This window comes from Streptomyces sp. NPDC048442 (assembly GCF_040651475.1).
Classification (GTDB): domain Bacteria; phylum Actinomycetota; class Actinomycetes; order Streptomycetales; family Streptomycetaceae; genus Streptomyces.
On sequence record NZ_JBEZKB010000001.1, the window covers coordinates 22,198 to 36,171 of the forward strand.

Genomic DNA, 13,974 nt, shown 5'->3' on the forward strand with positions numbered 1-13,974 from the left:
CCCGCACTCAACCCGACTTCGCCGCCGCCTCCGTGCCCTCTGTGGCTTCCAGGCCCTCCGTAGCCTCTGTGGTCTCTGTGACATCGACCGCGACGGGCTCCCCGACGCCCCCCTTCGGCCCCCGCGGCAGCCACAGCAGTGTCAGCACCACGCCCACCAGCAGCACCCCGGTCCCCGTCCGGAACGCCAGGGCGTACCCGGCGGTCAGCGCCTCCGGGCTCGTACCGCCACCCGTACGGGACGCGGCGACCGTCGACAGGACGGCGAGGCCGAGTGCCCCGCCCATGGTCCGCGAGGTGTTGATCAGCCCGGACACGAGGCCCGCGTCGCCCGGCGCCGCACCGGACGTGGCCAGCGAGGCGAGCGGGGTCGACGCGAGACCCGCCCCCAGCATCATCAGGATCCCGGGGCCGAGGATCGAGGTCGCGTACGAACCGCCGGCGCTCATCGTGGACTGCCAGCCGAACCCGGTGGCCGCGATCAGGGTGCCCAGAGCGGCCAGGTTGCGCGCGCCGACGCGGGGCATCAGCCGCGGGGCCAGCTTGGAGCCGGTGATGATGGCGAGCGAGCTGGGCACGAGCGCGAGGCCGGCCCCCAGCGGTGTGTAGCCGAGCACGTTCTGCGCGTACAGGGTCATGAAGAACCACATGCAGAACATGGCCGACCCGTTGACGAACATCGCCGCGTTCGCCGCCGAAACCGACCGCACCCCAAACAGCTTCAGCGGCATCAGCGGTGCCTTCGCCCGCGCTTCGACCAGCAGGAACAGCCCGATCAGCAGCAGCCCGCCGGCCAGCGGGACCAGGGTCTCGGCCGCCGTCCAGCCCTCCGCCTCGGTCTGCACGATGCCGTACGCGAGGGTGGCGAGCCCCGCCGTGGCCAGTACGGCACCCGGCAGGTCGAGCCTGCGGCCCTCGCGCGCATGGCTCTCGGTCAGCCAGAAGTACGCCCCGACCAGGACCAGCGCACCGATCGGCACGTTGATCAGCAGCACCCATCGCCAGGACAGGGTCTCGGTGAGCAGCCCGCCGACGAAGCCGCCCGCCGCACCGCCACCGGCGCCGACGGCGGACCAGGTGCCTATCGCCCGCGCCCGTGCCGCGCCCTCGGGCACGGCGGAGGTGAGGATGGTGAGCGTCGCCGGGGCGAGTACCGCGGCGCCAAGCCCCTGCGCGGCCCGTGCGGCCAGCAGCTGCCACCCCTCCTGCGCGAGCCCGCCCGCCAGTGAAGCGGCCGTGAACAGCCCGAGCCCCACCAGGAACGTCAGCTTCCGCCCGAAGATGTCGGAGGCCCGCCCGCCCAGCAGCATGAACCCGGCGAAGGCGATCGAGTAGAGGTTCACCACCCACTGGAGCCCGCCGGCCGTCATGCCGAGGTCGGCGCGCATCGACGGCAGGGCCACGTTCACGACGGAGACGTCGAGGACGACGAGGAACTGTCCGGCGCAGGCGGCGAGGATCACCAGCCAGGTACGGGTGGGACGGGACCCGGGCGTACTGCGACGGGGACGGTTCGGGGGTATTCGGGCGCCGACGGGCTCGGCGGGTACACGGTGGGCCATACCTGTCATGGTCGCAGGTACCAAGTGGCCCGTACATCCGCGTTTCGGCGCACGGGCCTCGTCCGTACGCCCTAGGACTCCTGGTTCTTCCGCAGGAGGGTCACCACGGCCGCCCCGCCGAGCCCGATGTTGTGCGCGAGCCCCACCCGTGCGCCGGCCACCTGCCGGGCCCCCGCCTGTCCGCGAAGCTGCCAGGTCAGCTCGGCGGCCTGGGCGAGACCGGTCGCGCCGAGCGGATGCCCCTTGGAGATCAGCCCGCCGGACGGATTGACCACCCAGCGCCCCCCGTACGTCGTGCCGCCGCTCTCGACGAGCTTGCCTGACCCCCCGTCGGGGCACATGCCCAGCGCCTCGTACGTCAACAGCTCATTGACCGAGAAGCAGTCGTGCAGCTCCACCACGTCGACGTCCTCGATCCCGAGCCCGGACATCTCGTACGCCTGCCGGGCGGCGTCCCGCGACATCGGCCTGCCGACGACGTCGATGCAGGACCCGGAGGCGAAGGACTCCTCGGTGTCGGTGGTCATCGCCTGCCCGGCAATCTCCACCGCCTTGCCCCACAATCCGTGCTGGACGACGAACCGCTCCGACACGACCACCGCCGCAGCGGCCCCGTCGGAGGTCGGCGAGCACTGGAGCTTGGTGAGCGGCCGGTGGACGGTCTTGGCCGCGAGGATTTCGTCGACCGTGTACGGGTCCTGGAACTGGGCGTACGGGTTGTTCACCGAGTGCCGGTGGTTCTTCGCCCCCACGGCCGCGAGCTGCGCCTCCGTCGTCCCGTACCGCTCCATGTGCTCGCGGGCGGCGTTGCCGAAGATCTGGGCGGTGGGCGGGGTCATCTCGAAGCCGTGGGCCGCGGCCATGACGCCGTAGTGACGGGCGACAGGGGACGTCGCGAAATCGCCGCCCCCTTCGGAGCCCAGCGACCCCCGCTTCATCTTCTCGAAGCCGAGCGCGAGCACGCAGTCCGCGATGCCGCCCTCGACGAACTGCCGGGCCATCATCAGGGCGGTGGCCCCGGTGGCGCAGTTGTTGTTGACGTTGTAGACGGGTACGCCGCTCAGCCCCAGCTCATACACACCCCTCTGACCTGCGGTGGAAGCCTGAAAGCAGTACCCGACGGGCACCTGCTGAACCTGCCCGTACTCGACACCGGCATCGGCCAGCGCCGCCCCGCCCGCCTCCTTCACCATGTCCCAGTACTGCCAGTCCCGTGACTCGGGCTTCTCAAACTTGGTCATCCCGACCCCGACGATGTACGCCTTCATGTCACTCACTCCCCTTGCTGATCTGCTGATCGCGCGGCAGGCCGAGGATGCGCTCGGCGACGACATTGAGCTGTACCTGGGTGGTGCCACCGGCGATAGTCAGACACCGTGACATTAGGAACCCGTGCACGGCCCGCTCCCCGGCGCCCTCCCTCAACGCCCCTTCCGCACCGAGGAGTTCGAGCCCCAACTCGGCGATCTTCTGCTGATGCGGAGTCTGTACGAGCTTCCTGACGCTGGCCCCCGCGCCCGCTTCCAGCCCGTCCACCTGCTGAAGCGTCGTACGCAGCCCGATACAGGCGAGGGCATGCGCCTCGGCGGCGAGCGCGCCGACGCGGGCCCGGGTCGCCCCGTCGAGATCGGCACACCGCGCGATCAGCGCCTCCAGCCCCGTATCAAAGGCAACTTGGTCTGCCATGTGCACACGCTCGTTGCCGAGGGTGTTGCGGGCGACCTTCCACCCACCGGTCTCCTCCCCCACCAGCGCATCGGCCGGCAGCAGCACATCGTCGAAATACACCTCGTTGAAGAGCGAATCCCCGGTGATCTCCTTCAACGGCCGGACGTCGATCCCCGGCGTGTTCTTCATGTCGACGACGAAATAGCCGAGCCCCTGGTGCTTGCTGGGTGCGTCGGGATCGGTCCGGGCGAGCAGAATCCCGTAGTCGGCCCACTGGGCGGCCGAGGTCCACACCTTCTGCCCGTTGATCCGCCAACGGCCGTCGGGGGTGCGCTCGGCGCGCGTACGGAGCGAGGCCAGGTCCGACCCGGCCTCCGGCTCCGAAAAGAGCTGACACCACATCAACTCCCCGCGCAGAGTGCGCAGTACGTACGCCTTCTTCTGCTCCTCCGTCCCGTAGGCGATGAGGGAAGGCACCACCCAGGTCGATATCCCCAGCCCGCTCAGAACGACCCCCGCGTCCTTCAACTCCCTCTGCACCACGAGTTGTTGCACGGGCCCCGCCCCCAGCCCGTACGGCTCGGGAAGGTGCGGTGCGGCATACCCGGTCGGCGCCAGCAGCCGCCGGGCCGCACCAGGATCGAGCCCCCGCGCACCGTCGATCACCTCACGCGCCCGGATACGGTACTCATTGGTCTCCGCCTCCACCTCCGCCGGAAACTCCATGCGCAGCTCCCGCCGCGCCCCCGCAGCGGCCAGCCGCACGGCCCGCAGCCGATGGCCGTCCCCGGCCCCCATCAGCTGCCGGGCCACGAGCGCCCGCCGCAGATAGAAATGGGCATCGTGCTCCCAGGTGAACCCGATCCCCCCGAGGATCTGAATGCAGTCCTTGGCGCAGGAGAAGGCGGCATCGAGAGCAACCCCGGTGGCGAGCGCAGCAGTCAACCCCCGCACATCCGGTGCCTCATCGACAGCTCCCGCCGCGTCCCACACCAGCGCCCGCGCCTGCTCGACCCGTACCAGCATGTCGGCACAGAGATGCTTGACCGCCTGGAACTGCCCGATGGGCCGCCCGAACTGCTCCCGCACCTTGGCGTACGAGGTGGCGGTGTCGAGCGCCCAACCGGCGGTCCCACAGGCCTCGGCCGCGTACAGAACAGCCGCCAGATCCCCGACGAGCGCACTGCTCAGATCCAGCTCGCGCCCACCCGGCACGAAGGTGTGGGCAGCGCCCACTTCACCGGTGGGCCGGGTGGGATCGGCGGACACATGCACCCGTATCGTCAGGTCACCAGCATCGACGGCCAGCCAGACCGTCCCGTGCGCGGCCTCGGCGGCAAGCAGGACGAGGTCGGTGGCCAGGCCGGCGCCAAGGACGGGAGGCGCGACCCCGTCGAGGAGATACCCGTCCTCGACCGCGACGGCGGTGAGGGTGCCGGGACCGGTGGCAACGGCGGCGACGGGATACCCGGCAGCCAGCTCGGGAAGCCCGCCCCTGCGCAACAGGTCGACGGCGAGCACACTCGGCAGGAAGGGCCCCGGAAGCGCACCCCGCCCCGTCTCCTCCAGCACAACGGCGAGGTCGAGGAGCGTCCCACCGCCTCCCCCCGGCAGATGCACGTCGAGAAGCCCCATGACGGCGGCCCCGTCCCAGTACCCCGGCCGCTCCTCTCCCCCCACCTCCCCGTCGAGGATCTTCCGCACCTCCTGCGACGACGCCACCCGCCCCACCCAACCCCGCACCGCTTCGGCCAACTCGCGGTGCTCACGCGTGATTCCGATGCCCATGGTCGGGCAGAGTAGAACACGTTCCATTCTGACGGAAGGTCAGATGCGGGGTCGGATGCTCCGGGCACGACGAGACCCCGCTGTCCTGCGACGCTAATCTCTTCGTATTGCAGCCTCACTCTTCATTTCTGGCAGCCACGGCCATGATGGGATTCCCGGCATGACAGATTGGCCGCACCTCAGCCACGCCTACGGCTCCGCCGAAGACATCCCCACCCTGCTGGCGCGCATCGCGTCCGGGCCCGAGTCACGGCCCGAGTCAGGGCTCTGGAACGACCTGTGGTCTGCGCTCTGCCATCAAGGCAGCGTCTACTCGGCCAGCTTCGCAGCTCTGCCCTGGCTGGCCGACATGGCCGAGAACGAAGACCGGGGACAAGCCGTGAACGCGCTGGCCCTGGCGGGCGCCATCATGGCGGGCTCCGAGCAGCCGCATGGAGCAGGCGATGTCCGCACGGAGCACTCGGCGGACATCGCGACCCTGCTGGCATCGGTGAACCGCCATCTCCGCACCGCAACCGACCGCACCGAGTACATCCACCTCTTGGAATCCATGCTCGGCTTCGAGGGCGTCGCGGGATGGAGCGAGGATCTGGCTTGGGGACTCGGGAACGAGGAGTACGAAGTCTCCTGCCCCGGATGCGAAACCAACCTGTTCATCGTCCTTGGTGAAAGCGGGTTCTTCTGCACCAGCGAGGACTACGCCCTGTCGGACGACACCGTCGAAACCCGGCCGCTCCGCGCGGCGAGCCCCGCAAACCTCGAAGGCATCGGCTTGCGTCTCCACGACATCGCACTCACCGACGGCATGCGCGAGGTCGCCCACGTGCTGACCTACGTCTTCGGGAACGCGACCTGCCCGGACTGCGAAACCGACTTCTCCGTCGCCGACCGAGTCAGCGCCGGCTAAGTGATGCGTAACTGCGTTTACTGGCAAGCAGGTTGGCAGCCCCAGGCCCATGGCCTGTCAGGCTGTAGGGCGGCGGGTGCGTAGCCGGTGGACGCCCTTCGTGACGTAGACGGCGCCCATGAGCGCGAAGCCGACGAAGGTAAGCCAGAACCAGGATTCCGTTACCGAGAGACACAGCAGCAGGCCCACCACGAACAGCAGGGTGGCGACCGTCTCCAGCAGGTCGAGACGCGCCTTGGAGCGTGCTGCGGAGTCAGCTCTGCGCAACCGGCGAGTGACGGGAACGAGAGCAAGGGCCTGCATGACGGCCGGCCCGAGAAAGATCCAGACGAACCAGTTGGGTATCTCCACGGCGCACACTGTAGAGCGCCCCCGGGGCCTTGGAGACAGAGTTCCGATGAAGTCCTCTGGTGGGTACGTCACCGTCGGTCAGGCGGACGTCGAGCTCCAGTCGTTCCATGGAGCAGGGGCCACGGTGATCGACCGGCTCAACTCGCCCCCGTACAGCAGAAACCCGTTGCCCGCTGTCGGGCCCCGTGAGAGCCTCAGTGTTCAATGGTCCGTTTCCTCGAAAGGGTGCGGGCCGTTGCCGTGTCCACGGTTTTTGAGTGGTCCATCAAGATCTGCGAAGGGCAGGTACCGGCTGATGTACACCACAGAGTTGACAGAAGCCTGCCTCGACGAGGCGAGCAACATCTTGGTCGCGCCTTCGGCGTTGCAGGATGATGACGTGGTGAGGGACTTCTTCGGGTCCGTCATCACGCCGGAGGACCTTGCTTCCGGTTCGCCCGACCTCGCGCAGAAGACCGTCTATCTCTGTGGCGACATCTCCGGGATCAGTGGCCGCCAACTGAATGCGGCTGCACGGGTATTCGTTGTACGAGAGCTGTCGCAGGGTTACCACGAGGACCTCGACACACCTTGGCCCCTCGTCGGCCTCGGCCGGGTTCCGCTCCGCGTACATGGCGCCGGCGTGTACTACCGCCGCTTTTTCGGACTCGGTGACGATCACTTCGGACGGATCCGTGCGGAGCACACGTTCCAGTCCCTGACGGAGTCCACCAAGCCCGGAACAGCCCACCGCAGCGGAATCTATCTGACGCCCGTCACACAAGACGGTGACCAACTGCATTTCCGTCTGCTCCGGTGCTCCACGAATCTCTCGGGGCCGACCGAGAGCTTTCGCCCGACCGACACACACATCGTCGAGGATCTGAACCGCGAGGCCGCCGCCGTATTCCGGAATCACGCGCCGCTCAATCACGTCCTCGCTCAGATTTACCACAACACCCTTGCCACGGCCGAGCGCAAACAGTCCAAGGCGAAGATCTCGGCCCATGCCGACAAGACCAAGGACATGCCCGTCAATGGCGTCATGGCTTTCTGCACCTTCTACGACGGGCTCGACAAGCTGCAGCCCCTGGCCGGAGACGCCTTCGACTATGGCGTGAAGAGTGTCAGCGGGCTGACCACACTACGCTTCCGTCTCAAGGGGCCGGTTGAAGAACACGACGGGGTCGCGCTCCCCCCGCATTTCACCGTGACCCTCTATCCCGGCTCCGTGTTCTTCATGCCGCTGTCCACCAACCGCCTGTATACGCACGAAGTCCGGCCCTCGGCGCTGGACGCCGAGTTGCTCCCGACCCGCCTGGGATACGTGGTGCGCTGTTCCAGCGCCGAAGCCGTTCACAGAGACGGCCACACGTTCCTCAAAAAGGCCGGAGACTTGGTGAAGCTGGGGCCACCCACACCGGACGGCATGAACGAGCTGCGCAGGCTGTACGCCGAGGAGAACAGGACCTCGTCCTTCATCGATTACGGCGACGAATTCCTCTTCAGCATGAACACGGGAGACTACGTTGCCCCCCACGTCTAGGATCTCGGACGAGATCCTCTCGTACACCTTGGCAACCGAGGCGAATCTCTTTGCGGAACTGTCCGCTTCGGCTCGTGGGGAAGATGTGGGAAAGGGCCGGCGCGGCGCTGTGCTTGCCAGGACCGACGAGGCGGGTGGTGTGCCTCTCGTACGTACTACCACCCAATACAGCAGCCCGACGCAGCGTTTCCGGGCGGTGCACGAACGGCTGGCGCAACAGGTTCAAGAATGTGCGGCGCTTTCGGTCGGCTTCAACAACGCTCTCATCGAGAGCTATACGAACGCTTACACCACCATGGGCAGCCATTCCGACCAAGCCCTCGACCTGGCCGATGATTCGTATATCGCTGTCTTCTCCTGCTACCAATATCCCGAAGCGGGCCCGCCCAGGAAGCTGATTTTCGAGTCAAAGGAGTCCGGTGGCGAGAAGTTCGAGATCCCTCTCGCCCACCACAGCGTCGTCGTGTTCTCTGTCGACTCGAACCGGCGACTCAAGCACAAGATTATGTTGGACAAGCCCGTCCCGGCGGCCGACAACCAATGGCTGGGCGTCACCTTCCGCACGTCAAAGACCGTCGTCCGGTTTCGCGACGGGCAGGCCTACCTCCCGCAGGGTGCGCGCCTCATGCCGGCCGACGAGGAGCAGCGGCGCGAGTTCTACCAACTACGACGTCGCGAGAACAAGGAGACGGACTTCAGCTACCCCCTGCTGACGTACACCCTCAGCGAAAGCGATCTGGTGCCGCCCGTCTGACCTTGGGGAGCGGGGTCAGCAAGCGAGCTGGTCATCCTTGACGGCAGTCACGAACGAGGCCCACGAGTCGGACGGGAAAGCGAGCGCGGGACCGGTGGGGTTCTTGCTGTCACGGACGGGGACGAGGGCGGAGAGGTCGTCGGCGACTTCGAGACACCGGCCACCGTCCTGGTGACTGTACGAGCTCTTGCGCCAGTCGAAGTCCTCGGGGAATTCGGCGACTTCGAGGCACTCGCCGCCGTCCTGGTTGCTGTAGCTGCTCTTGCGCCAGACCGCGGCGCTCAGGTCGATGGGTCGTCGCACGGCGCTTCCTCCCACAATCCCATGATGAACTTCCTCGACTCCAGCGGAGTCGGGGCCAGATCACGTACCAGATCGTAGCCGAGCGGGAGGCGCTCAACGCCCCTGATTCCTGCACCAGTTGACCTGAGTTGCCGGATTCCACCCATGCCGCGGTGCGGCCGTCCATGGTCCGCAGAAACATGGTGTCGGCGTCTCCCCGTGAGCTTGGTGCCGGGACCCTCCCGCCCCCTCCCCGCCTCCGTACGGCACGATGAGCGCGACCCTCATCCGTTCCTCCGGAGGAATCCGCCATGCCCGCCACCCCCAAGCCCGACACCCTCGCCGCCTTCGAAGCCGCCAAGGGCTTCATGCCGGTGAACGAGGGCCTCGCCCTGTACGCGGCCGCCGCCGAGGTGGCGGGCGAGCTCCGGCTGCCGCTCCTCGAAGTCGGGACGTACTGCGGCCGCTCCACCCTCCTCCTCGCCGACGCCGCCCGCGAGGCCGGTGTGACGGCCGTGACCGTCGACCACCACCGTGGCAGCGAAGAGCAGCAGCCCGGGTGGGAGTACCACGATGCGACCGTGGTGGACCCGGAGCTCGGGGTCATGGACACGCTGCCCACCTTCCGCCGGACCCTCCACAGGGCCGGGCTCGAAGAGCACGTGCTCGCGCTCGTCGGGCGCTCTCCACAGGCCGCCCGGCTCTGGGGCACCCCGCTCGCCCTCGTCTTCATCGACGGCGGGCACACCGATGAGCACGCAGGCGGGGACTACGAAGGGTGGGCGCCGCACGTCGCGCCCGGCGGGCTGCTCGTCGTGCACGACGTGTTCCCGGATCCGGCCGACGGCGGGCAGGCCCCGTACCGCGTGTATCTCAGGGCCCTGGCGTCCGGCGCGTTCACCGAGGTCTCGGTGACCGACTCGCTGCGCGTCCTGCGGCGTACCGGCTCGGGGATCTGAGCGGCGCGCATAGCATCGCCCTGTGTCGTACGACGGTCAGTACCCTCACGAAGATCCACCCGGGCCCGAGTTCGGGCAGCGTCCGCGCCGCGGCCGCGGCAACGCCCTGATCGTGGCCGCCGCCCTGGTGCCCACCTGTCTGGCGGGCTGGCTCGTCTGGCAGGCGATGAGCGGGCCGGACGGCGACGACCCGCCGAAGGTGCTCCCGCTGCCGAGCGCGAGCAGCCCCTCCGCCGCGGCCCCGGCGAAGACCCCCACCGGTCGCGGACCCGAGCCGAGCACCAGCAGCAGCCCGAGCGGCAGCCCGCAGCAGAGCCGTTCGCCCGACGGCGACCCGAAGCCGCCCGCCGGCCCCCTCTCCGGGCGTACCGTCGTCGTCGATCCCGGCCACAATCCCGGCAATTTCCGGCACACCCGCGAAATCAATCGCCAGGTCAACATCGGCACGAACAGCAAAGAATGCGACACCACGGGTACGGCGAGCAATGCCGGTTACACCGAGGCGGAATTCACACTCGATGTGTCGCGCCGACTGAAATCCATTCTCGAAAAGCAGGGCGCAACCGTCCAATTCACCCAGAACGCCGACCGTCCGTACGGTCCGTGTGTCGACGAGCGGGCCCGTATCGGAAACGCCGCGAAGGCCGACGCGGTGATCTCCGTCCACGCGGACGGTTCGGCCGCGGGTCACCGCGGCTTTCATGTGATCCTGCCCGCACGGGTGAACTCCGGCGCCGCGGACACCTCTTCGATCGTCGGCCCCTCGCGCGATCTCGGCACCCGCATCGTGGGAAATTTCGTACGGGTGACGGGTGACGCGCCCGCCAACTACCTGGGCGAAAGGACCGGTTTGGTCGTGCGCAGCGATCTCGGCGGGCTCAACCTGTCCACCGTGCCGAAGGTGTTCATCGAGTGCGGGAACATGCGTGACGCGCAGGACATCGCCCTTCTGACGGACCCGTCCTGGCGACAGAAAGCGGCACAGGGCATGGCCGACGGCATCAGCAGCTTCCTGAAGGGGTAGGAGTGCCCGGCGCAGGGCGGCCCCGGGGCCGGGGCTTGTCACCGACCGGCAACGATGAGGGCGGGCTTGTCACCGACCGGCAACGATGGGGGCGGCCAAGCGATCGGACGATACATTCATCCGTACGATGGGGAGCCGCCCCCTAGCTTCGCACCGAGTTCTCGCGTGAACCGCGCAACACCGGCACAGCGACAACCGTCCCGAAGAAGCCCTGAAAAAGACGACTGAATAAAGGACTTTACGTGAACATCCGCTCCCTCACACGAGGTGATGGCGTGGTGATCGGAGCAGCGGTGGTGCTGTTCATCGCCTCGTTCCTCAGCCTGGTCTCCGCTCCTGCGTGCAGCGGCGAGTTCTGCCCCCGGGAATCCTCCTCGACCTTCAACGCCTGGGACAGCCTCGGGCTCCTGATGAGCATGTTCCTGGCCGGCATCATCGCCGCCGTGCTGATCGTCGTGGCGCGCGGGCTGCCGACGCCGCGCAAGGTGGCCGGTCTCGAACTCGGCCAGTTCGGTGTCGCGCTGGCGGTGTTCTCCGCATGGACCGCGTTCTGGACCATCATCGACGCCGGCAGCGCGGGCGCGGGCATGATCCTCGGCCTGATCGCGGCCCTGGCGCTCGCCGCCGGTGCCGTCGCCTCCCCGCTGGTCCCGGCCCTCAAGGCCCCGCTGGTGGGCGCCCCGAAGCCGGCCGTCGCGAGCCCCTACGGCGCCCAGCCGGGTGCCGGCTACGGCTACCCGGGCGGCCAGCAGCCTTCGTACGGCGGCCAGAGCGCCCCCGGTGGCTACGGCTACCCGGGCGGTGCCACCCAGGACCCGCAGGCGGCTGCCCCGCAGGCTCCGGCCGCGGGTCAGCCCGCACCGGACGGGCAGGCGGCTCCGGCCGCCGACGCGTCCGGCTTCGCGCCGTTCTGGTTCGCGGTTCCGGTCGCGCGCCCGCTGTACCCGGAGGACGGTTCGCCGACGCCGATCGCCGAACTGGCTCCCGGTACCTGGTACTTGGCGGTGGACCAGCGCGGTTCCGGTCTGGTCGCCCAGACCCAGGACGGCCGTCGCGGTCTGCTCCAGGACACCACGGGGATCCAGCGCGGCTGACCCGCCCCGCCCCGCACCACCAGGCACACCGCGGCCCCCGCCTCACTTGCGAGGCGGGGGCCGCAGCCTTGTCCGGGCCTGCCCCGCGCCCGTACAGTCGACTGTTCTGACACTGCGTCAGCTATCAGTGGTCTCGTCAACGGGAGGCGCCGCCATGCGACTTGGACTCGCGCTCGGCTACTGGGGGCGCGGCCCCGACCCGGGCAGCCTGGCCCTCGTACAGGAGGCGGAGCGGCTCGGCTACGACTCGGTGTGGACGTCCGAGGCCTGGGGATCCGACGCCTTCACGCCGCTGACCTGGTACGCCGCCCACACCACCCGGATCCATCTGGGCACCGCGATCGTCCAGATGGCGGCCCGCACCCCGACCGCGACCGCGATGCACGCGCTCACCCTGGACCATCTCTCCGGCGGGCGGATGATGCTCGGCCTGGGGCTTTCGGGGCCGCAGGTGGTGGAGGGCTGGTACGGGCGGCCGTTCCCCCGCAGTCCGCTGACCGCGACGCGCGAGTACGTGGACGTGGTGCGTCAGGTGTTCGCACGCGAGGCCCCCGTCGAGCTGGACGGCCGCTTCCACCCGCACCCGTACCGGGGCGAGGACGGCACCGGCATCGGCAAGCCGCTGAAGCCGATCACCCATCCGCTCCGGGCGGACCTGCCGATCCTGCTGGGCGCGGAGGGTCCAAAGAACATCGCGCAGACCACCCGCATCGCGGACGGCTGGCTGCCGCTGTACTGGTCCCCGATGCGGCCGGACGTCTATCAACTCACCGAGCTGCCAAAGGACTTCATGGTGGCGCCGATGGTCCGCGCGCATGTCTGCGACGACGTCACCCAGGGGCTGTTGCCGGTCAAGGCGATGCTCGGGTTCTACATCGGCGGTATGGGTCACGCCGCGAAGAACTTCCACGCGGACCTGATGGCGCGGATGGGGTACGAGGAGGAGGCCCGCCGCATCCAGGAGCTGTTCCTCGCCGGGCGCAAGGAAGAGGCGGTGCTGGCCGTGCCGGACGCGTTCGCCGACGAGATCTCCCTGGTCGGGCCGCGCGGGCGGATCGCAAAACGGCTGGAGCTGTGGCGCGAGGGCCCGGTGACCGACCTGCTGGTCACGGCACCGGACCCGAACACCCTGCGCACCCTTGCCGAGCTCAACTCGTAGCACACGTACGGGGCTTAATCGAAGGCGATGTGCCCCAGCCACAGGTCGAGCAGCTCGCGGTCGCCCAGTACCTCGATCTTTCCGGCGTCCGACGACTGACGGCGGTAGAACACCTGGAGGAGGTCGGTCAGCGGGCCGCGCAGGGCGACGGCCGCCTTCTCGTGGCCGCGCCGCCACTGGATCGCGTCGCCGGTGAGGTCGACGGTCCACTCGGCGTTCAGCCCGGCAGGGGTGTCGGTGGCGTGCAGGTGGACGGTACGGCCCTCGCCGAGCAGCCCGGCGAGCTCGGGGCGCTCCTCCATGGTCTGCGGCAGTGCGCCGATCCACATCCACTCGTCGATGGTGTCGGCGGCGACCTCGGGCTGCACCTCGTAGTCGGCCTTGGCGGCCAGGGAGGCGTCCGCGCGGTGCACGACGGTCTCGTGGGTCATCCGGCGGGCCCAGAACTCGGCCGGCTTCCCGGGTGCCCAGGACCACATCTGCGCGTCGGGGCCCGCCTCGCGCAGGGCCTTCGCGCACATCTCGGCACCCTCGGCGAGCCATGCGTCGAGGTCCGCCGGGTCGTCCGTACCGGGGCCCTCCGCGTTCGGCACCGACTCCGGCGGGACGACCTCGGTGGCCCGGGTCGTGACGGTCTCGTACACCCAGCGGTGCGCCCAGCCGGTGTGGTGGACGAGTTCGCGCAGGGTCCACTCGGGGCAGGACGGCACCATCGCCCGGAGGTCGGCGCCGGATATCGCCGTCCGCAGCCGGGCGGTCTCTTCGACGATCTGGTCGCAGTAGCGGTCAAAGCCAAGCAAAGTCATGGCCGCACTCTAGGCGGGCGGCCTCCGCCGTGGACAGCTAATTTGCCTGCGCTGCACGCTCGTTCAGCCGGTCGCCCGGCTGGCCGGGAAGGTGCG

The 13,974-nt window shown here is 68.8% G+C and carries 13 protein-coding genes; 7 read left to right on the forward strand and 6 right to left on the reverse strand.

The features are described from left to right. Window positions 1–7: 7 nt before the first annotated feature. The 3 genes from AB0D18_RS00115 to AB0D18_RS00125 all read right to left on the reverse strand — a co-directional run bounded on the left by AB0D18_RS00115 (window position 8) and on the right by AB0D18_RS00125 (window position 5,017). Window positions 8–1,561 carry an MFS transporter gene (locus AB0D18_RS00115; RefSeq protein WP_362410201.1) on the reverse strand — a complete coding sequence of 518 codons (1,554 nt, stop codon included), beginning with the start codon at window positions 1,559–1,561 and terminating at the stop codon, window positions 8–10. 71 nt (window positions 1,562–1,632) lie between these two features. After that, entirely contained in the window at window positions 1,633–2,829 is a 1,197-nt protein-coding gene (locus AB0D18_RS00120; protein WP_362410204.1) for a lipid-transfer protein, read from the reverse strand. A 1-nt stretch (window position 2,830) separates the two neighbouring features. Further along, entirely contained in the window at window positions 2,831–5,017 is a 2,187-nt protein-coding gene (locus AB0D18_RS00125; RefSeq protein WP_362410207.1) for an acyl-CoA dehydrogenase family protein, read from the reverse strand. A gap of 160 nt (window positions 5,018–5,177) precedes the next feature. Here AB0D18_RS00125 and AB0D18_RS00130 point away from each other — a divergent pair, with 160 nt between their 5' ends. Next, a complete protein-coding gene (locus tag AB0D18_RS00130) occupies window positions 5,178–5,924 on the forward strand; it encodes a hypothetical protein (RefSeq protein ID WP_362410210.1) in 747 nt (248 codons plus the stop codon). A gap of 57 nt (window positions 5,925–5,981) precedes the next feature. On the opposite strand, the gene AB0D18_RS00135 is transcribed toward AB0D18_RS00130, so the two are convergent. Then, on the reverse strand, window positions 5,982–6,275 hold the full coding sequence (locus AB0D18_RS00135; RefSeq protein WP_362410213.1) for a hypothetical protein: 294 nt from the start codon (window positions 6,273–6,275) through the stop codon (window positions 5,982–5,984). A 295-nt stretch (window positions 6,276–6,570) separates the two neighbouring features. On the opposite strand from AB0D18_RS00135, the gene AB0D18_RS00140 reads away from it, so the two are divergent. Next, window positions 6,571–7,800 (forward strand): hypothetical protein, encoded by a 1,230-nt coding sequence (locus AB0D18_RS00140; protein ID WP_362410216.1) that lies wholly within the window; start codon window positions 6,571–6,573, stop codon window positions 7,798–7,800. Beyond that, entirely contained in the window at window positions 7,784–8,554 is a 771-nt protein-coding gene (locus AB0D18_RS00145; protein ID WP_362410219.1) for an alpha-ketoglutarate-dependent dioxygenase AlkB, read from the forward strand. Before AB0D18_RS00140 ends, AB0D18_RS00145 begins: the two co-directional genes overlap by 17 nt. Before the next feature lie 15 nt (window positions 8,555–8,569). Here AB0D18_RS00145 and AB0D18_RS00150 read toward each other — a convergent pair whose 3' ends face one another. Further along, on the reverse strand, window positions 8,570–8,857 hold the full coding sequence (locus tag AB0D18_RS00150) for a DUF397 domain-containing protein (RefSeq protein WP_362410222.1): 288 nt from the start codon (window positions 8,855–8,857) through the stop codon (window positions 8,570–8,572). Window positions 8,858–9,147: 290 nt separating this feature from the next. Here AB0D18_RS00150 and AB0D18_RS00155 point away from each other — a divergent pair, with 290 nt between their 5' ends. From AB0D18_RS00155 to AB0D18_RS00170, 4 genes are all read left to right on the forward strand, one after another. Then, window positions 9,148–9,795 (forward strand): class I SAM-dependent methyltransferase, encoded by a 648-nt coding sequence (locus AB0D18_RS00155; protein ID WP_362410225.1) that lies wholly within the window; start codon window positions 9,148–9,150, stop codon window positions 9,793–9,795. Between the two features lie 22 nt (window positions 9,796–9,817). Then, on the forward strand, window positions 9,818–10,819 hold the full coding sequence (locus AB0D18_RS00160; protein ID WP_362410228.1) for an N-acetylmuramoyl-L-alanine amidase: 1,002 nt from the start codon (window positions 9,818–9,820) through the stop codon (window positions 10,817–10,819). A gap of 275 nt (window positions 10,820–11,094) precedes the next feature. After that, window positions 11,095–11,913 carry a hypothetical protein gene (locus AB0D18_RS00165; RefSeq protein WP_362410231.1) on the forward strand — a complete coding sequence of 273 codons (819 nt, stop codon included), beginning with the start codon at window positions 11,095–11,097 and terminating at the stop codon, window positions 11,911–11,913. A gap of 154 nt (window positions 11,914–12,067) precedes the next feature. Beyond that, on the forward strand, window positions 12,068–13,072 hold the full coding sequence (locus tag AB0D18_RS00170) for an LLM class F420-dependent oxidoreductase (RefSeq protein WP_362410234.1): 1,005 nt from the start codon (window positions 12,068–12,070) through the stop codon (window positions 13,070–13,072). Between the two features lie 14 nt (window positions 13,073–13,086). On the opposite strand, the gene AB0D18_RS00175 is transcribed toward AB0D18_RS00170, so the two are convergent. Beyond that, complete coding sequence (locus AB0D18_RS00175; protein WP_362410237.1) at window positions 13,087–13,878, reverse strand: maleylpyruvate isomerase family mycothiol-dependent enzyme; 792 nt, start codon at window positions 13,876–13,878, stop codon at window positions 13,087–13,089. Between the last annotated feature and the right edge of the window lie 96 nt (window positions 13,879–13,974).

Bases quoted from the DNA above. Each gene is read 5' to 3' on its own strand.
- AB0D18_RS00115 (WP_362410201.1), bottom strand. From the start codon at position 1,561: ATGGCCCACCGTGTACCCGCCGAGCCCGTCGGCGCCCGAATACCCCCG.
- AB0D18_RS00120 (WP_362410204.1), bottom strand. From the start codon at position 2,829: ATGAAGGCGTACATCGTCGGGGTCGGGATGACCAAGTTTGAGAAGCCC.
- AB0D18_RS00125 (WP_362410207.1), bottom strand. From the start codon at position 5,017: ATGGGCATCGGAATCACGCGTGAGCACCGCGAGTTGGCCGAAGCGGTG.
- AB0D18_RS00130 (WP_362410210.1), top strand. From the start codon at position 5,178: ATGACAGATTGGCCGCACCTCAGCCACGCCTACGGCTCCGCCGAAGAC.
- AB0D18_RS00140 (WP_362410216.1), top strand. From the start codon at position 6,571: ATGTACACCACAGAGTTGACAGAAGCCTGCCTCGACGAGGCGAGCAAC.
- AB0D18_RS00155 (WP_362410225.1), top strand. From the start codon at position 9,148: ATGCCCGCCACCCCCAAGCCCGACACCCTCGCCGCCTTCGAAGCCGCC.
- AB0D18_RS00170 (WP_362410234.1), top strand. From the start codon at position 12,068: ATGCGACTTGGACTCGCGCTCGGCTACTGGGGGCGCGGCCCCGACCCG.
- AB0D18_RS00175 (WP_362410237.1), bottom strand. From the start codon at position 13,878: ATGACTTTGCTTGGCTTTGACCGCTACTGCGACCAGATCGTCGAAGAG.